This window comes from Priestia sp. FSL H7-0729, from assembly GCF_038005685.1.
GTDB lineage: Bacteria > Bacillota > Bacilli > Paenibacillales > Paenibacillaceae > Paenibacillus.
The window spans coordinates 1-20,070 of sequence record NZ_JBBOTQ010000024.1 but is presented as its reverse complement, the minus strand read 5'-3'; the positions used below and the strand labels follow the sequence as shown (position 1 = coordinate 20,070).

Below are 20,070 nucleotides of genomic sequence, written 5' to 3'. Positions count from 1 at the left end.
GATTTGATATGGGTTGTACCTAGGTCGAATAACTCTGAGCAGCCAGACCCTCCTGCTCCTCCACGTCAGTTGGTTTGTGCCCGGATGAATCTGTATAGTCCTTTTTGAACATCCGGATCACGGGTAAAATGCATAATAAACTCGCTGCATTAACAAAAGCAATGACACCGTAGAAGTATCCCACATGATCAAAGATTCGTGTCAGCCCCCAGCCTGCAACAATAATAAGCAGGAAATACGCAGCATTCATAAGCAGGGCCTGATAGCCGCGTCCGCTCTGTTCCATGGTAAGCAGCGTCGTCATCATCGGACCCATGGTCAGATAGGAAAGAGCAACCACTGCCAGATATCGGGCCGCTTCTGCACGGGATACAGGGTCCGCAATCAGGAAAGCTGTCAGCGGTTCCCGCCATACCCAGATGGAAACGGCAATTAAGACATAAAGCAGGAATGACTGTACGAGACCTCTGCGATAGCTTTCGTATGCGCGTGGTCGATGAGCCTCTTTGAGATTATGATTAATCATGATCCCGATAGCCGATCCAATAACAATTCCGGGCAGTATAGCCATCGTCTGAATTCGGTATCCAACACCGAATCCAGCAACAACCCCCTCCCCAAAACGACTGACGATTTTGTTGAAAAAGAAGGTGCTCAAAAAGATAAGACAATACGAAATAAATACGGGAATACCTACCTGCCGAAGTGCAATGAGATGTTTCCACACCAATGTTATCCGTTCATACACGAATTCCTTCCGCAATATCAGAATCAGGAGGCTTATAAGCAAAGAGAGTGTGGAAGAAATGAGATTGGCGTACACAATCCCCTTCAATTCCATTCCAGCGACCGAAACGAACCAGTACACCAGCATAATGTTAAACAATGCCGTACCTACGGAATTCCACGCTGCCGCTTGAGCCCGACCCAACCCACGTAATGCAGCACCACCCACCGCTGCGAGCACAGCGGGTACACCTGCTGCCATCATGCCCGCAACATAAAGGGTAAACAAGGGCCTTACATCAATAGGGACGGCATAAAACCAGGAGAGTAGTGGTGACACGAGCATAACCACACCGCCAGCAACAATCGAAAAAACTGCTGCGCTGCCAAGCATATGTCCAAGTAGCGATGTAAAAGCCCGCGAGCCATCCGCTCTGCTCCGGGAGACAGCGACCTGGACCGACAATTGCATGGCTTCCACAAGTGCAATCATGATAAAGGAAATGGGAATATACAGTGATAACACATATAACACGGTCTGACTGGTATGACCCATAAAAAAAACATTGACCAGCTGCGTCGTTACGTTAACCAAAGAAGCAAGCAGCATTGGGATTGCAGTGCGGATTAACAACCGGTTAACCGATCCCGAAGTGTAATCCAGACCTTTCAAATTCAATCCCCTCCTCCATTCATGATGTCTTCACTTCCTGATGCAGTGTGAGATGACTCAGAACAGGCATATGTACTACATGTACACAGCATGCTGATAACAGCCGTTCGCCATCCCAGGATATCAACAGAACACGATCATCTACCTTGATGTTTCCGTTCTGTAATTGATCAGCGAGCTGAATCCACACATCGCCACTCTGGTAATCGACGGTTTCAGGTATATCGTAGACTGGCTTACCGAAGGACATGCCTGGCTCCAAATATGAGATTATATGTCTACGTAATCGCGATTGGAGAAGAATATTCTCCGTCCGACCCGCACCCATGAACTCATCAATAATGGATATCATCTCTGAAGCCACCGTTCTCCCTTCGATATCGTCAACCGTTCTCTTTCCTATATAATTCACGGCAAGAGCACCAGACTGACTATTTAACTCCAAGGCAACAGCCATATCGGACAGATCGTTGGAAGATTTGTGCTCTTCAATCACACGTTGTTCCGTCAGAACAAACATCCCGCGTTCCTCCCTCCCTAGTGTCCATGCCGCAGCCTGCATGCCTTCCGTAGCAGCGAGTGGTCCCATATGGGAAAGTGCCAGTGGATATTCCACCTTCCAGGAAGGAGACTCCAGAATTCGGGCCAAAGGCGGATTCATGGCATAACGTTCTGGATAGGTCTGTGCCAGAATCAGCAGATCCCAGTGCTCACTTGTAATCGAAGCCACAGGTTCCATGACAATCATGGCAAGATCACCTGCAGTTACCTGTTGATCACCGGATCGCAAAGAGCGGGTTCGCACAGCGGATCTGTCATAATAGTTTTCTTCCATATATATGTGTGGAGATAAGTAATAGTAATCTTCCACATCGATCATGTCCGTGGTGTACAAGTGATCTTCAGCCGTAACCCAACAGATATGATTAACATAGACGGACATCGCGCGAGGTTTATTCAGCGTATCAGGCATGCTTCATTTTTCCATTGGCATAGGCTTGAAAAACGTTGATCTTCTGAATGGAGGACGTTCCCTCCATGAATTCGAAGGCACGTGCATCCCGATACCATTTATTCAACAAGGGATGGTCGATCATGGAACCAGATCCCATCAGGTCAAGTGCCAGTTCCGTGGCCTCCTCGGCCAATGCTCCGGCGCGAATTTTGCTCAAGGAAGCGAGATAGCCTTTCTGCACATCCGCATCAATCTCCGCCGCTGCGCTTCGAATCATGCTACGGAGTGAATGCAGGCGCATCTCCAGTCGCTCCAGCTCCACCTTCTCCCTCTCCGAGAAAACAGACCTCTGCTCCTTCACATAATCATATGCTGCCCGTGCGACTCCAAGCGCAAGTGCAGCGACACCAGGCCGCATGCGATGAAAGGTCTGAAGCGCGCCCCATAATCCACGCTTGGTTGGACTGAGATGACGCCCGATGATATCTTCCTCAGCCAGCGGAAACCCATCCAATGTGAGGTGGCTCAATTGCACACCTCTAACTCCCATCGTATCCAGAGGTGTGGCACCGAATCCCTCGACAGATGTGTCTACCAGCGCGATCTGGATGCCGAGAGGTGTACGATTGGTCTGAGCAAATACCAGCCCGATGCTGGCACGACTGCCATTACCGATATAGAACTTCTGTCCGTCAAGGATCAGTCGGCCTTCCCCGTTCCGTGCTATTCGTGTAGCAATTCCGGTAGCATCCGAGCCTTTTTCAGGTTCAGTAAGAGCGAAGAATGACCACGCAGGTCCCTTGAGAAAATGGGAGTAATATCGCTCCTTCTGCTTAGAATCAGCCAGGGCTGATATGATTACACTGGACATCGATGGACCCGGGCTCCCGAGAAATACACCGGCATCTCCTGCCGACAGCTCTTCAATTGCGATAACTCTTTCCAAACAGGAAAGACCATAATATCGTTCCTGACCTACCGTAACGATCGGTTCACCGCCATATTCCGGCGGGATCATCATGCGATTGATGGTTTGCAGAGATGCCATATGTGCAAACTCAGCTATACGCTCAGGTTCACGGTCAATGACCAGACCAATATCACGTAATTCCGTAGCATATTGTTTCATTTCCTGCTCAAAAACAGCAATGGTAGATCGTGTAATCATCAGAAGGCCTCCTTCGGAATGAGCAGCATATTTTTGACCATCTGACCTACATACACGTAGGCCGATATCGCATGGCGCAAATACCCATAGCCTCCTCCAAGACGCTGCAATTGACGGAAGGCCTCATCCAGTTCTTGATGAACCCAGGTACTTGTACGAGCCTCCGAAATGCCTGATTGCTCTATTACGAATTCATCCGACCGAATAGTCTCAGCCATATAGAGTACAGTCAAAACATCAGCAATCATACCCTTGACCAGTTGATGCTGAAGTGTGGATTGCCCGCCCGAGTTGCGGCTGGATAGATGATGACGCACTTGCTCCAACCCCGCGCTGCACAGTTCAGTACGGAAATAAAGCATACGGTTTCGGAGATCAGCTATATCAGCGCTTACCTCATCTTGTCTTTCAAAACATGTCACATCTTCATTCCGAAGTTCCGATATTCGGTAGAGTAACAGACCTGAAGGCTCCAACATCCGATCTTCCACCCAATTCGCATGAACCTGTTTCCATTCGTAGATACGGCCTGTCTCTGCATGACATATCCATGGTCCGCTTTTCACGAGTTCAGGTGTCGCCAGTATTATCCCCCCTTGGCAAAGCAATACGGGACGTGTATCCATACGCAACACTGCAGCTTCCAGCAGATCTGTTACAGCCGGAACCGGACGACCTGCGGTCTCTGCACCAACCGGCACAGTGCCTGCCGCATCAGAATTCAAGACTGACATATACACTCCTCCTATTGATTCAAGATCAACAATCTCCATGCTCAATCAACGCAAAACCAAAAAAACTGCCCAGCCCAATGCTGACCAGTACGGACCTCTCGCCTTTATGCACCCATTCATTCTCTAGCCCGGAGCTTAGATTGATGAACGCATCCGTGGAGAAGGTATGTCCAATCCGCGGGATATTATCCAGGTAGATCTTTTTTTGATCCACACCTGTACGCTTTGAAAATTCCTTCCATGTCGTCCAGTTTACGTTGTGGGGAAAGATATGATCCACATCATGAAGTGTCAGACCCTCTGCTGACAGCAGCTCTTCCATGCCTCGAATGATATGATCCACATACAGCTTGTTAAATGCCGTCATCTCTTCCACTTCCGCATAGTATCCGGTATGGAACCTCGTATCCCGAAGAACATGAGCTGCCTGTAAGACGTGCTGACCATGGTTTCTGGATAGAAGCATGGCAACAGCCGAGTCACCCAGAATCGTAGACTTTCGGATATATCTCCAGTCAGGTGGCATGAAATTAAACTGATCGGCACATACCAATAAAACATTGCGAATATCAGGCTGTGTACGGGAGATTCGTTCAAGCCATTGAAGAGCGGCTATCGAGGACGCACAATTCATCTGTGAAATACTATAAAAGGGGATTTGCTCGAGCCCATATTCACCTAGAGCACGCTGCAAGGGCCTATAATCCCCTGGTGCTTGTACATGTGCAGAATGGGCATAGAGCACAAGGTCAATGGCGGGCAAGGGTTGTCTGTCAACCAGCTGTCCGATCGCTCGAACGATAGAATGATCCAGGTGCTGACCCGGAGGGGTAACGGGAATACCGTTCAGACGATGATATTTGCGCAGCAATTGAAGCTCCCCTTTACCCAGTCCCAAGGATTCGAGAATAACCTCAGGCTCTTCGATCTGATCAGGTATATACACTCCGATCTCCACTATACCCAGACCCATCACGTTTCCCTCCTCTCGATTAAAGCTCTTCGTATCCACCTGTATGAATGAGAAGTGCATAAATAAACTTGTCATCTGGCTCCAGGTGCATCAGACATATGTATTCATCTGTGCACCGTTCTTCAAGAAGTTGCTTCAGACCAAAGAATGGTGCAGCGCTCCAGTGGGCTGGATCGTAACTCCCTTGCCAGCCTGTAGCATGAAACCACTCCGTACCGGACACTTCCTGCTCCAATAACGGATGGACAAGAAGCCTGATCTGAGCCAGATTAACGGATACCTGCGCACAAAGCCTGTCCAGCAGCAATTCTGCTGTCTCGGCAATCGAACTCTCGGCATATTGTATTTCCACACCGACAAGGGATGACCCGCATTCTGCCGACCGATCCAGAACCAGTACAGCTCCCGTGTCGGGTTCTACAGTCTCGCCCACACCTTCTGCCTCGTAGGGAAGAGACGTCTGATCAAGCACAAGCAGCATACCGCGATCGTAGTTACCACTGTTCAGATAATGCTGGAGCATATGGAGTGCCGCAAACGGTGCCCCGAACCCCATATCATTCACAGCGAAGCTTAGAAAACGTGCCTGATAACGGTCCATCAGATAGTTAACGATGGATATATCCGGACGAATATTTGGAAAATGATAGGCCAGTAGGAGAACGTCCACGTCGCCCATGATCTGATCCAGCCCCGACTCTTCGAGCAGCAGTACACTCATATCATGATAGGCATTGTTATAACCACCCTCCAGCAGGTGAAACTGGGGTACCACGCGGGAGCCGGCCAACAAATCATTGTGAAACCTTAACAACTCCGGATGTTCGAATGGAGGCTGCTTGTCCGTAAACAGCCTGACCCTCATGTCCCGGATGGTAACAGGCGCCGCCATCAGGCAGCAACGAGTTGCTTTTCGATATATACAGCTAATGAACCCACGGTATTAAATACATCCGGCTCCAGTTCATCTGGGTCGATCTCCAGGCCATCAATACGATCTTCCAACGTCATCAATAGTTCCAGAACAGACGTTGAATCCAGATGAAGTTCATCAAATAAGGATGTGTCCCATGTAACAGCTTGGTTCTCTTCCATATTCAGCACTTCGGCAAGGGCCCCCTTGATTTCTTCAAGCAACACTGCATCTGTCATGATTATCATCTCTCCTTATCTGTTGGTTACTGCGGAATGTGAAACAGGGATCAAACGCTGTTTGCCCAATAGATCTTCAGGAGTATCCCTTTCCCGAATCAGATGGGCTTCTCCACCACTAATCATCACTTCAGCAGGACTTCCATGACTGAGGAAATGGGTTGGTGAAGCAGTAGGACCGTAGGCACCGGAATGAAATACACCAATTAAATCCCCTTGCTCAACGGGAGGCAGGTTTACTTTTTTGCCAATAACATCATTGGGGGTACACAAGGGGCCCGTAATGTTAAACTCTGCAACCGGGGATTCTCCGTACCGTGACAACGATGCGATTGGGAAATTGCGCTTCACATACGATCCGATTCCGACCGCAGCCATATGACAATTGGTACCCCCATCGGTTACGACGAACGTCTCTCCATACGACTCCTTGACATATAAGGCCCGGCTGACCAGCATCCCACTGGTTCCCACCAGATACCTTCCCAGTTCCATAAACAGTCTGATGTCCGGGTGCTTCTTCTTGAATTGTTCAAACAACGGATTCAATTGTGCAGTCAGGGCAGTCACAGACAATGGCTGCTCCCCCTCGTAATAAGGAACACCGAGGCCACCGCCCACATCGACCATCTGCAGCTGAATGCCCAGCTGCTCCTCCAGCCGTTCGGCGAGCTCCAGAATGTGACGTGTGTTCTCCACAATAGGTTCCACGTCAAGCATACGGGTTCCCATGTATACATGCAGACCGATAATATTCACATGTGAGCATCGTTCCAATTGCTGGCGACCCTGCATCACTGTATCCTCATCCATGCCAAACTGGCGTGGTTTGCCACCCATCGTAAGCCTTGATCCCTTCACGGCAAAAGAAGGATTGATTCTCAGTGCCACGGGGACAATCCGTCCCTCTTCCGCTGCAATGGCTTCAATACGGTCAAGCTCCTGAAACGATTCACAGACGATCGCGTGGATGCCATGACGAATGCATGCGGTTATCTCCGCGTCGGTCTTGCCTGGTCCGAGAAAGATTATACGCTCCGGCTTCGTGCCCGCCTGTAGTGCGGTATGTAATTCGGCCATCGAACAGACCTCTGCCTGTGCGCCAAGTCCCTGAAGCAGGTGAACAATTGAAATATTGGGATTGGCCTTTAATGAGTAGAACAGCTCCACCTTTGGAGTCAGCAGGCTACGAAGTTCTTCATATACTCGCTCTAATACCTCAGCGTCATAGACGTATAACGGTGTACCGAATCGTGCAGCGATGGCCGAAATTGCAAGCCCTTGAATGTGATAATCTCCAGACATCTACTTCACCTCGTTTATGAATGATAGCTTGGCTTCAACCGCAGCATCAGTCGCCCGCAGCTGCTCAGCCGAATGAGCAATAACGACACCATAGAGACGGCCGGAGAACACAAGACCATCACCTTTGAAAGCCGCATTGACCGTTGCAAAATTGTTGATAAGTATCCCTTCTCCCTTCAGCGGATCAAATAACAGAGGACCAAGTGTTGACTTTAACTTTCCATAATCCAGGCGTCGATTCAAACGAAGCGTATATTTTTTGGCCAAAGCTAACATCCCCTCAGGAATCCACTGGTTCTGAATCTCGGTCTGATACGTCGACATGTTAAACCTCGCATTAATCTCCAGATTAGGCCACACACTTCCGTCCTCATCCAGAATGGCATCGATCCCGGCTACCCCGTAGTATCCGTCCCGATGGAGCGCAGCGCCTATTTGTAACGCAGCATCCCGGATTACAGCGATCTGTGAGTCACCAAGACGTGGCGGCATGAGATGCCCCTGATGAACGCCCTGTTCGACCAATGATTCCTTCACACCAAGAAATTCAACTTCGCCGCTTCGATGAATCAGAATCTGATAATTCAGGTCACATGTCTTGTTCATCCACTGCTCCAACACATAATTCACGGCTCTTGTCCCATTCTTGTTTGCCTGTTTCTCCAGTAATTTCAGGCATTTGTGGAAACGGGCTTCATCTGCAATAACAGTAATGCCCTTGCCCGAGACACCCATTGAATCCTTCATGACAATACGCCCGCCCTGTTCCAACACGGATTTCATATGTTCAAATCCGAACGAAAGTTCCTCCAGAGAGTAACACTCGCAGCCAGGAATCTGACGGATACCCAGTTCGGCATTAAGCCTTCGGGAGTAACCCTTATCATTGACTTTGCGGAAAATGTCAGCCGGTGGTACAGCAAGGGGAATACCTGTGCGTTGGGATAGTTCTTCTTCCTGATCGGAGGCTCCGAAGGGAACCAGATAAGCCTGTATATCCTGTCTATCTGCCAATTCGCGCAGCCTGTCCAGCGTAGGCTGACAATGCAGGATGTTAGCTGTAATGTTCATTCCCGGTTCATTATACTCAGTAGCAATTAAACGTGATCGACCAAAACCAATGGCCTGTGCATCTGCTATAAACTCGGAATCAGGCAGTTCCTTGAGCAATACGACATCCTGTTCACCTGCCAGGAAAATCCCCAGCTCTTCCATCCGGTTTACAACGTCAGCAGCGGAACCAACACTCAGGGAAGGCAATTTCAGTACCCCATGCTCATTCCAGTATTCTTCGACTTCAAAATTGTTTATATAGATAAAAACAGCTTCATCATGACCTGTAAGCGCCCGCTTCAACTTTCTCGAAAATCCGGTCAACAGTGTTGTCAATCTCATCACCTCGTTCTTCTGCGAACTGCATCACTGCCACGCTGAATGTTGCTCCCAGCCCAACCGTGACAAGCAAATAGTAGTCGTCCTTCTGCAAAAGCCCCCGATCTGAAATCTCTTTCAGATTAATATAGGGATCGGAACAGAAGCAGTGCCCAATCTCCCCCACATTGGATGTATACACCTGGTCCAACGGGTAGGACAATCGTGCAGCAACCTTTTTCCATGAAGACAGATTCACATTGTGCGGGACAATATAACGGATATCCTCCAACGTCAGGCCAGCGGTATCAATGGCCTCCTTAATGACATCACAGAGCTGGGGGGTATAGATCTCCTGAAATTCCCGGAGCGTCTCGGGATCCCCTGTCAGCACGTTGCAGAATTGTCCAAGGGTTACATTCGTAAGCCCAATCATCCTGCTTCCCGGGCCGGATTTACCAACCAGTATGGCGGCCGAGGCTTCGCCCATAACGGTTGTATTGGGGATGAGCTGTACAATGGGACTGAATGTTTTTTCACCTGTTACGATTAAAATATGATCATCCTCTTCCAAAGAGGGCAGCAATGTTGCAGCAACATCCAGCGCAATCAGACCTGAAGCACAGTTCTGCTGTGTCAGTGAGAACGCAATGGCATGTGGCATGTCGTAAGCTAGCTTCAGCCCTTGCAATACCTTCATTGGAAAGGGGAAATTTTCCTGAATTGTGTGGCAATAAATGATATACTTGATAGAAGTTGGAACAACTGTTGGACTGTTTACCACCTGGGCAAGCACACGTCCTAACAGCGTCGTCAGATCGCCATCTTTGTCTTGTGGAACCTGTTTCAGACCATGAATTTTCTCCAACACTTTGGTCTGGGCTTGTTTGAGTCCCAGATGTTCGTTTAACTCCCGGACAGGAACGACGAACTTGGGAATGTATGACCATATTTGCTTGATATGCATCGGTTTAGGACACCTCGTTATACCCATCATACGGAGCACTCTCAATATAGGGAGAGAGCTTCATCCGAAGCTCTCATCTATTGGACTAACCATAATGCCATAGTAGATACAAGGGATTATGCACGAGCCGCTACTGCACGGGCAGATACCGCACGAGCTGCTGCTGCGCGAGCCGATACAGCGCGAGCTGCCGCCGAACGGGCTGCTACTGCACGAGCTGCTACTGCACGAGCACTAACTTCACGTGTTTCGCCCAGTACGTTCACTTCGGATTGTACTGCTTCCAACTCTTTGTTCTTCAATTGTTCCAATGTAATGGGAGTCGCTTTAATGACCATTGATTTATTCCTCCTTTCGTCTTGGATACTATCATTCTATAATCTCCCAATTTGGAATGAAACTGTAAAAGGAGGTAAATGGATTTCTCGTACACCTTACCCCTTGCTAATGTTAACTCCAAGCGCTCAATATACAACTCACATTTCAATTCGTAATCACAAACTAAATCAAGGGACGGTGAATGATCATGATCGGACCCAAAATTCGGGAAATCCGGGAGCAACTTGGACTGTCTCAGAAACAACTGGCAGGTGAGGATATGACACGCTCTTACATCAGCCTCATCGAAAAAGGTAGAGCCGTTCCCTCTCAGCGTATGCTGAAAATCATCGCTCGAAGACTCAATACACCAATGGAATACTTCTTGGGAGGAAGTGCGACAACGGACACGGATATCGGTGAAGCTGTCCTGGACAAAGCCAAAGCTCACTATGCCGAGCAGAATGATTCTGCCTGTATCCGTATGGCTCACAAAGTGCTGACTCTGACGGAAGATGCACTGGATCAAACGGAAGCCTATCTGCTCATCATGCGAAGCCACAATAGGCTTGGCGATTACCGCCAAGCTCTGGATGATGGGGAAACTGCTGCTTTTACAGTCACCCGAACAGGGGACCGGGAGCACATTGTTGACTATTACCTCGAAATGGGAAGAGCTGCATTTCATGCAGAACTGTTTCATGCTGCCCGAAAATACTACGAACAGTCCTACACCTACAGTAGCAAGCTCAAACATCTGCAAGATAAACATATCCGCTCGTTAACCTTTCTCGGAACAACCCATTTACGGCTCGGTAACGTGGATCAGGGACTGGAGTATTATCTCAAAGCCGAAAAAGAAGCCCAAATGACCGGGCAACCGGAGTTATATGGCGAAATTACACTGGGTTTGGGCAAGGCCTATTATATGTCCGAACAGGATGGACACTTGCTCTTGAGTTACGACTGGACCAAGAAATCGGTAGATTCATATAAACAGGCAAATAGTAAATCCTATGTACTTGCTCTTCACAATCTGGCTGTCATTCAACTTCATATGGGACAAAAAAAAGAAGCCCTTCCCTTGCTGTCAGAATGCGCCGATATCTACGACAAACGCAATCTGCCTCACAAGAAGGCTTCTATATTAGAGGAAATCAGCAAAATATATCTTGAAGAACAGCAACCTCTACTGGCTGAAACAGCCATTAAGGAAGCTCTTCAACTACTCGATCAACGAGATGAAGGCATGCTCCGTGCCAAACTATATCGTCTTCTCGGCATTGTTTTTCATGAGAAAGACAACACCAATGAAGGCTATTACTTCCTTCGAATGAGTTACGACTTGCTTAAACGCATCCATGCAGATCGTGAGGCTGATATTAGTCACAGACTTCTAGTGCTTAGCGGTCAAGAACAGAAGATGAATTATGACGAATATAAATCCTATATCAAATAAACCGGCCCCCATCTTCTCCTAACAACTATTCAGGAATAGGATCATTCAAATCAAGCGGGTGCACCGTTAATTGCTTAGATGACGAGTGGTCCAGGGATACATGGGACTGAAGAGCTCCCCCTGAATTTTGAAGATGTACATTATACAATGAAAATAACATGACAATGGCCACAGACAACCCGCTCGCAACAAACCGAAGCTTGAATCTTTTATTATCCACGTCCATCTCTCCTTGTGCATATGGTTTGGCAGCCGAACATACCGAGTACATTTCAGCGAACCTAAGATGTATTGTACGGATAATTGGAATGACTTTAAATACGTTAATTACCATTTACCTCCATTTGCACATGGAACTCACGGATAAAAGGTCATATGAGCTTTGTCTTCGCGATAATAATCCAGTCGTTGTTTCATCGTACCTGTATGCAGTTCAAACAGATGACCATCCGGATCGGTAAAATAAACAGATAATGCATCTCGCGGATCTCTTGGTCTTCCGGGAAGTATGTCTGCTCCAGCTGCTCGCAGCTGCTGCACAGACGCGTCAAACTCCTCTTCTGTAACGGTAAATGCAATATGGGTATAGGTTTGTTCCGTATAGTTGCGAATAACATCCTCCTGATTCAGAGCGATCCACAGACCGGCAAGTTCAAAATAAGCCAGTTTGCGTCCTTTCACCTGAATCTGGGCACCGAGAGCCTGCTCATAAAAGGTAATGGCACGCTCCAGATTGGATACGGAAAAGCACAAATGATTAATTCCCTGAATATTCATGTGGCTCCTGACACCTCCATTGATTTAAGGACCTATCCTTATTATGGTATATTCTGTGCAAAAAACAACAGCCTGACTAGCTCCTCTCGAACCTTTTTCTGGGCGAATGCATAGGTTATCCGTATCAATGAACGTGCGAGGAGGATGTATAGCGAATGAATCCTGTCTATCCTTTTTATGGTGAGAAAACGGTGTGCAAGGAGCAAAAGCTGGCCTTTCCACCCCAGCACCAGGACCAGCAACCTGGCCTGGAAACCCTGATGGTACCTGAACCGATTAGTGAAGATCCTGCTTATATCGGCAGCTGCAAACTCGAAGGCAAAGTAGCCATTATTACGGGTGGTGATAGCGGAATCGGCCGGGCAGCAGCCATCGCTTTTGCCAAGGAAGGTGCGGATATCGTCATCGCTTATCTATATGAACGGACGGATGCGGAAAGGACTCGTGAACGGATCGAAGAACTGGGACAGCGCTGTCTCTTAATCGAGATTGACCTGCGCTTAAAGAAAAACTGTGAAGCCGTCATCCGCTCGACGATGGAAACCTATGGGAAGATCGACATTCTGGTCAACAACCATGGCGTACAGTATGTGCAACCAAGCATTGTTGATATTACGGAAGAACAGCTATACCATACCTTTCAGACAAACGTGTTCGCTTATTTCTTTCTGATTCAGGCCGCTCTCCCGCATCTGTGCAAAGGTGCCTCCATCATCAATACGGCTTCCATTACGGCATACAAAGGAAACGTCCAGTTGATCGACTATTCCTCCACCAAAGGAGCTGTCGTGTCGCTCACTCGTGCACTTTCCCAATCCCTCGCAGCACAGGGAATCCGCGTGAATTCTGTTGCACCTGGTCCCATCTGGACACCGCTCATTCCTGCCAGTTTCTCCGCGGAGGATGTGCAGGTATTTGGAACAGAGACACCTATGGGTCGGGCTGGTCAGCCTTACGAACTGGCGGCAGCTTACGTCTATCTCGCCTCCCGCGATTCATCCTACGTCACAGGTGAATGCATTCATGTCAATGGCGGCGATATGGTGACGACATAGGCTAGTGTGGAATGTAGGTGATATCGTTAACTGATGTCACTCCGATTGGTAGAAACGTACAGATGATTAGCCAGGTCGGGATGCATTGTATTTCTGAACGATGTGCTGCTCATGTCAGGTTGGATTTGGCAGGTGTGGCAGGATATCGGTTGTCCAGTTGCGAAGAGGGTTAGGAGTATGATCCGGTCATACCGGAGCCTGACATCTTGCGACAAGGAGCTGAACAATCTGATGAACTTCGATCCACTCTACCAACCGTACCCCTCTTACCGTGTGCCTGTGTATGCGAAACAAGGCATGGTCGCCACGTCACAGCCACTGGCTGCACAAGCCGGTCTGGATGTATTGAAAAAAGGCGGCAACGCCATTGATGCCGCCATTGCAACTGCGGCAGCACTCACCGTGCTGGAGCCCACGTCCAATGGCATTGGAGGCGATGCTTTTGCCCTCGTCTGGACCGAGGGCAAACTGCATGGCCTGAATGCCAGCGGCCCTGCGCCTCAGGGCATATCCATTGAGGCGCTTCAAGCGGCAGGCTATACGGAGATGCCGAAGCTTGGGGTTGTGCCGGTGACGGTGCCTGGCGCACCGGCGGGTTGGGCTGAGCTGAGCCGCCGTTTCGGGCGGCTCACGCTGGCGGAAGCACTGGAACCGGCCATCCGCTACGCGGAGGAAGGTTATCCGCTTGCGTCCGGGCTGGCCCGCCACTGGGCAAGGGCAGCCGAGATCTATGCACGCCAGGGTGATGCGGAAGCAGGGCGTGCGTGGTTTGAGACATTTGCTCCAGGCGGGCGTGTTCCCGCAGCTGGAGAGATGTGGCGCTCGCCGGATCACGCGGCGACTTTGCGCCAGATTGGCGAGAGCGAAGCGCGAGACTTTTACGAAGGAGAACTGGCCGAACGCATTCATTCCTTTATGGCAGAGCACGGTGGTTATCTGACTCGCGAAGATCTGGCGGCATTCCAGCCCGAATGGGTTGATCCCATCTCTGTCTCCTATCGCGGATACGATGTATGGGAGATTCCGCCGAATGGACAAGGCTTGATCGCTCTGGCGGCGCTTAATCTGCTGAAAGGATATGAATTCGAAGAGAAAGAATCCGTTCTGGCGTATCATCAGCAGCTCGAAGCCATGAAATTGGCATTTGCCGATGGGGAGAAATATATTACGGAAGAACGCAAAATGGGCGTATCGGTAGAGGAACTGCTGTCTGAGGCATATGCGGAAGAACGACGCAAACTCATTGGTGATACCGCACGTGCACCTGAGGCAGGTGATCCACGAGCAAGCGGAACGGTCTATCTGGCTACCGCGGATGGTGAAGGCAATATGGTTTCCTTTATTCAGAGCAACTACATGGGCTTCGGTTCTGGACTTGTCGTTCCGGGGACAGGCATTGCATTGCAGAATCGCGGACATAATTTCTCACTGGACCCGAATCATGCAAATGCTCTGGAGCCGGGTAAACGAACGTATCACACAATCATTCCGGGCTTCCTCACCCGTGGCAGCGAAGCGGTCGGGCCATTCGGTGTCATGGGTGGTTTCATGCAGCCGCAGGGTCATGTACAGGTGGTGATGAATACAATTGATTATCACCTGAACCCGCAGGCTGCACTGGATTCTCCGCGCTGGCAGTGGACGAAGGGCAAAACGATTCTCGTGGAACCAGGTTTCCCGCAACACATTGCACAGGCACTCTCCCGTAAGGGACATGATATTCAAGTGGCGCTTGATCCATCCCAGTTTGGACGCGGTCAGATCATCTGGCGCAACCCGGACAATGGCGTATTATGCGGAGGTACGGAAACCCGAGCGGATGGCTCGATTGCGGCTTGGTAAACCTCATGAAATTTCATTTATAAGGACAAGTACGGATATCACGATCCGCTTCTCATATCCGCTAGTTCATTTCTAAGACACAACAGAGATGATTCATGTGTTCTCTGATGTGTCTTTTTTGTCTTTTTGGACTTCAAACATCAGTAAACAACAGACTGTAGTTATTCAATCCCCCTTTTAACCAGATAAATGTAAAACTAATGTATAATTCATGAAATATTTTTAGATTTACGTAAATTTTCACTACATACCATAAATCACAATGCCCCTCTGTCCGATATAGATAAAGGGAAATCAGCAAAAAGCGACTATAGAAATGAGGGTACCACACATGAAAACAAACAAGAGCAGACGTGCAGGTCTAGGTCTCACCATAATGATAATCCTGACGGTACTGATCCTGGGGGCATGTTCAGCCAGTAATACAACAACGTCAACAGACACAAGAACGAGGGTCGGGATTGTGCTTACGGAAGTGGGTCTGGGTGACCGTTCTTTTAATGATGCTGCTTTTGATGGGCTGGTTCAGGCCAGAGACGAGAAAAGCATTGTCTTTGACTATCGTGAACCGGGAGAGAATGGATCTTTTGAAGCTGCATTTGAGGAATTGGCGGCTGCCAAATTCGACCTGATTATTGGTCTGAGTGATACGGTACAGCCCGACATGGAGAAGATCGCTGCCAAGTATCCGGATCAGCAATTCCTGCTGATTGACAGTCAGTCTGAATTGCCTAACATTGCCTCCATCTCATTCCGGGCGGAAGAAGGAAGTTATCTGGCAGGTGTAATTGCCGCTATGGCTTCAACGTCAGATCATGTCGGCTTCCTGGGTGGCATGGAGATACCGGTCCTTCGTAATTTCGAGCAGGGTTTTGAGCAAGGTGTTCTGGCTGTCAAGCCGGATGCAATCGTTGATGTCGTCTACGCGGGGGATTTCGGTAACGCCGATCTGGGTGAAGAACTCGCTGCACAGATGATTCAGGACAAGGGCGCTGACGTAATCTATGTGGCTGCCGGTCTCACAGGCGTGGGTGCACTGACGGAGATTCAGAAATTAGGGAAGTACGCCATTGGTGTAGATACCGATCAATTCTTTTTGGCGGAAAAAGCCATTCTGACGTCCATGCTGAAAAATGTGGATGTCTCCATCTATAATGCCGTGAACACATTTATTCAAAACAATCATACCTTCCCTCAAAAAGAAATCGTGGAAGGGCTGGCGGAGAACGCCGTGGGACTGACTGCTCTACATAATATCACGCTCAGTAATGAACAACAGCAAACCTTCGAAGATCTGAAAGCACAGATCTCGTCCGGTCAAATCAAAATTACGCTTGATCAATAACCCATCGGTTACAAGGAGGTACGCACATGAAATTACAGGGAAAACTGATACTGAATGCTCTAATCTCGCTACTTCTATGCCTTGCGCTGGTAGCCTATATCATCATGGAATTGCTCGGGATGAATGCCAAAAATCAAAATCTGGTACCTGCCATGCTCAAGGTTAGTGAACTGAATGCCAATCAGATTCAGACCCAGCAGGCGCTGGATGTCTATTCCTTCTCCATGACAGCAGGTAACCAAGACGCCGTGCTCCGCTTGCTGGATGAAGGTCAAATGATGATTCAGGAGCTTACGGACGGATTACTGGAAACGGATCAGCAATTGCAACTCATTCAGTCCATCCAGACAAAATTAGAAGCTCTGAACCAGGGAGCTACCGAAGCAATGACCGAGATGAACAGTGCAGAAGCCAAGCGTTACAGCACGCGGGTTCGGGGCATACAGAACGATATTTATTCGTTGGATGAAATAACGCGAGATCGTTATGATCAATATACCGTCGAGTTGGAGCGTGACATTCAGCAAACATGGCAAATCGCTCTTGGTGGAGCCATCGTATTGCTCGTCGCCGTGATGCTGTTTAATATGTATACTTCACGCCAAATCGCTCGGCGTATTCGTACGCTCAAAGTCGCGGCAGGGCAAATTGCAGACGGTGACCTTACCGGACAATTGCCAGAAGCTCGGGGTAAAGATGAACTCGATGATCTGAGCCGCTCCTTCGGTATCATGACCCATAATATTCGCGGTATTATTCAATCGATCGGTGCAGCTGGTCATCGTGTTGATCTGATGGCGCAAGATATTGACCGCGGCAACGATACAGCCCAAGCGATCGTGCAGCAAGTATCCCGCACCACGGAGGAACTCTCGATTGGTAGTCAGAAGATTGCCGAGGACTTAAGTGAAACGGTCATCGTTGTGGATAAGATGCAATCTACCTTCAATAGTAATCTGAAGGCTACATCCCAATCGGTGATCGATGGTCGAGAAGTATTAACTACCGTTGAAGAAGGTAATAAAGCCGTCGCGGAACAACTCCGTCTGGCTGAAGTGAATCGTCTGGCGATGTCCGAGGTAGAGCAGACGGTCCGGGAACTGGAAGACAGCGCGGTTCGAATCACCACGATGACGGCATATGTATCGGAGATTGCGAAACAGACGACCATGCTCTCGTTAAATGCCTCCATTGAGGCTGCTCGTGCCGGAGAAGCCGGGCGCGGCTTCGCTGTGGTAGCGGGCGAGGTGAATAAACTCGCCGAACAATCCGCACAATCAGTCAAGCATATATATGCGGCCGTAGGCGAGATCACGACCTCCATGGACAAGGTGAAAAACTCGGTAGCGCAGAGCATGCAGCTATTTGGCGAACAGGAACAGGCTACGGGCCAGACCCGGGAATCCTTCTCCGCCATTCGTGAAAGTGTGGAGCGCATCAGCACGGGTATCCACCAGCTTGCGGAGGACATGCAGCATTCCAATGAACTCAGTACACAGGTGCAACAGGCCATCGAGAATATCAGTGCCATCACCGAACAGTCGGCTGCCAGCAGTGAAGAGATTACCGCCTCCACGTCGGAACAACAACGTTCCTTCGCTGATGCAAGTATCAAGGTAAAGTCATTGCGTGATATCAGTGCGGAGATGCATCAGGAACTGCTGCGATTCCGGCTGTAAGCAGGATGTCGGGATAATTCGGGCTGCGTGCATCCCAGCTAGCAGTGCCCTGGATCATGCAGTGTGAACATACAAACCAATAAAGGGAGCCTCCGTCATGAATTATGACAGGGCTCCCCTTTTCATTGGCTGATCGTTGTTTCATCTAGGACAGAAAGAATTTAAAGAAGCCGAGCTACACCTTTTCTGTAAGAAAACGAGATCGGAAACGTACGCTACGCCTAAAGGCTTTCTGAAAGAAAGCTACTTCGGAAGTATAGGCTACCCTTGGTGATTTCTGACAGAAAGCTGGTTCGGAAGCATACGCTATCCCTGATTTCCCCCATATAAAAGGTTTTAAAAAATCTTGGGACACTAGCGGTCGGAAGGTTGCTCTGTTGTCGGAATATCCAGTGTACACAGTCTATTAGTTCAACCTATCTAGATAACAAGATATCAACGTTTCAGGTCCAGCGTTTAACGAACCGAGCAAGCCTTATTGAACGATTAATTGGGGATTATAAAATCTAACGAATCTCAGGCGCTCTATTTCCTTGATTCAGCCCGTTTTTTCAAGTGTTTTCTCTGAAATACACAGAAATAACGTGGATAGGGTTCGTTAGCTTTTGCTCCTCCATGTAAACCGTGATATAAGGTGTCTCAGGTTCGTTATGGCATTGGGCGTTGGGTGCTGAGCATTAAGCATTGGAATTTGAGTATTGACGCATCGAGCATTGAATAGTGAATAGTGACCATTGAGATTGAGCATCGAATACTGAGTACTTGGTACTCAACAATGGACAATGAGCAAGATGCACTCGTCTACTTTTAGTCTACTGGAGTACTGGTTCATTGGATCACTTGCAGTTTGAAATGAAGCGTCATGGAAAGTTAGTTATCCAAAACTGCGAAGCTGCCCTTCACCTGCCCCACCCTCACAGTGCATCGATGATGTCTCCCGCCAGCAGGGACGACGGGTCACCGCGCAGCAGGGCTGCTCGTTCGGCGGCCTGTCCGTGGAAATATACGCCGAACGCGGCGGCTTGCTCCGCGCTGAGCCCTTGGGCAAGCAGACCAGCGATGATGCCGGTCAATACGTCCCCGGCACCGCCAGTCGCCATGCCGGCGTGCCCGGTGGTGTTGATGTACGCCTCGCCGGAAGGCGTTGCGATGACCGTTCGTGCTCCTTTGAGCACAAGAGTCACGCCCTGCTCGCGGGCGTATTGTGCAGCGTGTCCAATGCGGTCACGCTGCACTTCCTGGGTCGACATGCCCAGCAGTCGACCCATCTCGCCAGGGTGCGGCGTCAGGATTGTCGCCGCACTTCGCTGGCCCCAGTCGCGAGGCCCATGTGGGCCAGCGTCTGCCAGCATGTTGAGGGCGTCCGCGTCGATGACGAGCGGACGATCCGTATGTTGCCACAGACGGCGCAGCCAGTCTGTGTCGCCCTTGAAGCGGCCGAGGCCCGGGCCGGTCGCGAGCACGTCGCGGCTCTCCGCGAGACGCAGCAAGGCATCGGCGGAAGCCACGTTCCATTCGCCGCTGTCGCCATCGGAAGCGGCAGCGAGCATGAGCTCGGGCACGGTGCCGAT

Annotated in this window: 19 protein-coding genes; 5 read left to right on the top strand and 14 right to left on the bottom strand. The window is 49.4% G+C overall.

The window, feature by feature from the left end; all coding sequences use genetic code 11:
- Window positions 1-19: 19 nt before the first annotated feature.
- From MHH93_RS27330 to MHH93_RS27280, 11 genes are all read right to left on the bottom strand, one after another.
- Entirely contained in the window at window positions 20-1,405 is a 1,386-nt protein-coding gene (locus MHH93_RS27330; RefSeq protein WP_500056603.1) for an MATE family efflux transporter, read from the bottom strand.
- A gap of 13 nt (window positions 1,406-1,418) precedes the next feature.
- Window positions 1,419-2,372 carry a hypothetical protein gene (locus MHH93_RS27325; protein ID WP_500056602.1) on the bottom strand — a complete coding sequence of 318 codons (954 nt, stop codon included), beginning with the start codon at window positions 2,370-2,372 and terminating at the stop codon, window positions 1,419-1,421.
- Window positions 2,365-3,522, bottom strand: a complete 1,158-nt coding sequence (locus MHH93_RS27320; protein ID WP_500056601.1) for an acyl-CoA dehydrogenase family protein — start codon at window positions 3,520-3,522, stop codon at window positions 2,365-2,367. The genes MHH93_RS27325 and MHH93_RS27320 overlap by 8 nt, the downstream gene beginning before the upstream one ends.
- Window positions 3,522-4,256 (bottom strand): hypothetical protein, encoded by a 735-nt coding sequence (locus MHH93_RS27315; protein ID WP_500056599.1) that lies wholly within the window; start codon window positions 4,254-4,256, stop codon window positions 3,522-3,524. Before MHH93_RS27315 ends, MHH93_RS27320 begins: the two co-directional genes overlap by 1 nt.
- A 25-nt stretch (window positions 4,257-4,281) precedes the next feature.
- Window positions 4,282-5,229 carry a 3-oxoacyl-[acyl-carrier-protein] synthase III C-terminal domain-containing protein gene (locus MHH93_RS27310; protein WP_500056597.1) on the bottom strand — a complete coding sequence of 316 codons (948 nt, stop codon included), beginning with the start codon at window positions 5,227-5,229 and terminating at the stop codon, window positions 4,282-4,284.
- Window positions 5,230-5,248: 19 nt separating this feature from the next.
- Window positions 5,249-6,121: a hypothetical protein gene (locus MHH93_RS27305; protein ID WP_500056595.1), complete on the bottom strand. Its 873-nt coding sequence runs from the start codon at window positions 6,119-6,121 to the stop codon at window positions 5,249-5,251.
- On the bottom strand, window positions 6,121-6,381 hold the full coding sequence (locus MHH93_RS27300; RefSeq protein WP_421893186.1) for an acyl carrier protein: 261 nt from the start codon (window positions 6,379-6,381) through the stop codon (window positions 6,121-6,123). Before MHH93_RS27300 ends, MHH93_RS27305 begins: the two co-directional genes overlap by 1 nt.
- A gap of 15 nt (window positions 6,382-6,396) precedes the next feature.
- The gene (gene lysA, locus MHH93_RS27295) at window positions 6,397-7,686 is read right to left on the bottom strand and encodes a diaminopimelate decarboxylase (protein ID WP_500056594.1); all 1,290 of its coding nucleotides are present in this window, start codon (window positions 7,684-7,686) and stop codon (window positions 6,397-6,399) included.
- Complete coding sequence (locus tag MHH93_RS27290; protein WP_500056593.1) at window positions 7,687-9,081, bottom strand: preATP grasp domain-containing protein; 1,395 nt, start codon at window positions 9,079-9,081, stop codon at window positions 7,687-7,689. It abuts the gene before it with no gap.
- Complete coding sequence (locus MHH93_RS27285; RefSeq protein ID WP_500056592.1) at window positions 9,017-10,024, bottom strand: 3-oxoacyl-[acyl-carrier-protein] synthase III C-terminal domain-containing protein; 1,008 nt, start codon at window positions 10,022-10,024, stop codon at window positions 9,017-9,019. The genes MHH93_RS27290 and MHH93_RS27285 overlap by 65 nt, the downstream gene beginning before the upstream one ends.
- 116 nt (window positions 10,025-10,140) lie before the next feature.
- The gene (locus MHH93_RS27280; protein ID WP_500056591.1) at window positions 10,141-10,362 is read right to left on the bottom strand and encodes a hypothetical protein; all 222 of its coding nucleotides are present in this window, start codon (window positions 10,360-10,362) and stop codon (window positions 10,141-10,143) included.
- A 188-nt stretch (window positions 10,363-10,550) separates the two neighbouring features.
- Between MHH93_RS27280 and MHH93_RS27275 the strand changes: the two genes are divergently transcribed.
- Window positions 10,551-11,801, top strand: a complete 1,251-nt coding sequence (locus tag MHH93_RS27275; RefSeq protein WP_500056590.1) for a helix-turn-helix domain-containing protein — start codon at window positions 10,551-10,553, stop codon at window positions 11,799-11,801.
- 25 nt (window positions 11,802-11,826) lie between these two features.
- Here MHH93_RS27275 and MHH93_RS27270 read toward each other — a convergent pair whose 3' ends face one another.
- Both MHH93_RS27270 and fosB read right to left on the bottom strand, forming a co-directional pair.
- Entirely contained in the window at window positions 11,827-12,021 is a 195-nt protein-coding gene (locus MHH93_RS27270; RefSeq protein WP_500056589.1) for a hypothetical protein, read from the bottom strand.
- 137 nt (window positions 12,022-12,158) lie between these two features.
- Window positions 12,159-12,578, bottom strand: a complete 420-nt coding sequence (gene fosB / locus MHH93_RS27265) for a metallothiol transferase FosB (protein ID WP_500056588.1) — start codon at window positions 12,576-12,578, stop codon at window positions 12,159-12,161.
- Between the two features lie 155 nt (window positions 12,579-12,733).
- On the opposite strand from fosB, the gene MHH93_RS27260 reads away from it, so the two are divergent.
- The 4 genes from MHH93_RS27260 (at window position 12,734) to MHH93_RS27245 (ending at window position 18,499) form a co-directional block, all read left to right on the top strand.
- Window positions 12,734-13,633 (top strand): glucose 1-dehydrogenase, encoded by a 900-nt coding sequence (locus MHH93_RS27260; RefSeq protein ID WP_500056587.1) that lies wholly within the window; start codon window positions 12,734-12,736, stop codon window positions 13,631-13,633.
- Window positions 13,634-13,864: 231 nt separating this feature from the next.
- On the top strand, window positions 13,865-15,475 hold the full coding sequence (locus tag MHH93_RS27255; RefSeq protein WP_500056633.1) for a gamma-glutamyltransferase family protein: 1,611 nt from the start codon (window positions 13,865-13,867) through the stop codon (window positions 15,473-15,475).
- A gap of 331 nt (window positions 15,476-15,806) precedes the next feature.
- The gene (locus MHH93_RS27250; RefSeq protein WP_500056586.1) at window positions 15,807-16,820 is read left to right on the top strand and encodes a BMP family lipoprotein; all 1,014 of its coding nucleotides are present in this window, start codon (window positions 15,807-15,809) and stop codon (window positions 16,818-16,820) included.
- Between the two features lie 26 nt (window positions 16,821-16,846).
- A complete protein-coding gene (locus MHH93_RS27245; protein WP_500056585.1) occupies window positions 16,847-18,499 on the top strand; it encodes a methyl-accepting chemotaxis protein in 1,653 nt (550 codons plus the stop codon).
- 914 nt (window positions 18,500-19,413) lie between these two features.
- Here MHH93_RS27245 and MHH93_RS27240 read toward each other — a convergent pair.
- Window positions 19,414-20,070, bottom strand: a 657-nt coding sequence (locus tag MHH93_RS27240) for an NAD(P)H-hydrate dehydratase (RefSeq protein WP_500056584.1), incomplete at its 5' end; no start/stop codon positions are given.

What these genes read in the sequence shown, in the direction of transcription:
- MHH93_RS27315 (WP_500056599.1), bottom strand. Translation starts at nt 4,256, where the DNA reads ATGTCAGTCTTGAATTCTGATGCGGCAGGCACTGTGCCGGTTGGTGCA.
- fosB (WP_500056588.1), bottom strand. Translation starts at nt 12,578, where the DNA reads ATGAATATTCAGGGAATTAATCATTTGTGCTTTTCCGTATCCAATCTG.
- MHH93_RS27300 (WP_421893186.1), bottom strand. Translation starts at nt 6,381, where the DNA reads ATGACAGATGCAGTGTTGCTTGAAGAAATCAAGGGGGCCCTTGCCGAA.
- MHH93_RS27325 (WP_500056602.1), bottom strand. Translation starts at nt 2,372, where the DNA reads ATGCCTGATACGCTGAATAAACCTCGCGCGATGTCCGTCTATGTTAAT.
- MHH93_RS27250 (WP_500056586.1), top strand. Translation starts at nt 15,807, where the DNA reads ATGAAAACAAACAAGAGCAGACGTGCAGGTCTAGGTCTCACCATAATG.
- MHH93_RS27285 (WP_500056592.1), bottom strand. Translation starts at nt 10,024, where the DNA reads ATGCATATCAAGCAAATATGGTCATACATTCCCAAGTTCGTCGTTCCT.
- MHH93_RS27305 (WP_500056595.1), bottom strand. Translation starts at nt 6,121, where the DNA reads ATGGCGGCGCCTGTTACCATCCGGGACATGAGGGTCAGGCTGTTTACG.
- MHH93_RS27320 (WP_500056601.1), bottom strand. Translation starts at nt 3,522, where the DNA reads ATGATTACACGATCTACCATTGCTGTTTTTGAGCAGGAAATGAAACAA.
- MHH93_RS27255 (WP_500056633.1), top strand. Translation starts at nt 13,865, where the DNA reads ATGAACTTCGATCCACTCTACCAACCGTACCCCTCTTACCGTGTGCCT.
- lysA (WP_500056594.1), bottom strand. Translation starts at nt 7,686, where the DNA reads ATGTCTGGAGATTATCACATTCAAGGGCTTGCAATTTCGGCCATCGCT.
- MHH93_RS27310 (WP_500056597.1), bottom strand. Translation starts at nt 5,229, where the DNA reads ATGGGTCTGGGTATAGTGGAGATCGGAGTGTATATACCTGATCAGATC.
- MHH93_RS27245 (WP_500056585.1), top strand. Translation starts at nt 16,847, where the DNA reads ATGAAATTACAGGGAAAACTGATACTGAATGCTCTAATCTCGCTACTT.
- MHH93_RS27280 (WP_500056591.1), bottom strand. Translation starts at nt 10,362, where the DNA reads ATGGTCATTAAAGCGACTCCCATTACATTGGAACAATTGAAGAACAAA.
- MHH93_RS27290 (WP_500056593.1), bottom strand. Translation starts at nt 9,081, where the DNA reads ATGAGATTGACAACACTGTTGACCGGATTTTCGAGAAAGTTGAAGCGG.
- MHH93_RS27275 (WP_500056590.1), top strand. Translation starts at nt 10,551, where the DNA reads ATGATCGGACCCAAAATTCGGGAAATCCGGGAGCAACTTGGACTGTCT.
- MHH93_RS27260 (WP_500056587.1), top strand. Translation starts at nt 12,734, where the DNA reads ATGAATCCTGTCTATCCTTTTTATGGTGAGAAAACGGTGTGCAAGGAG.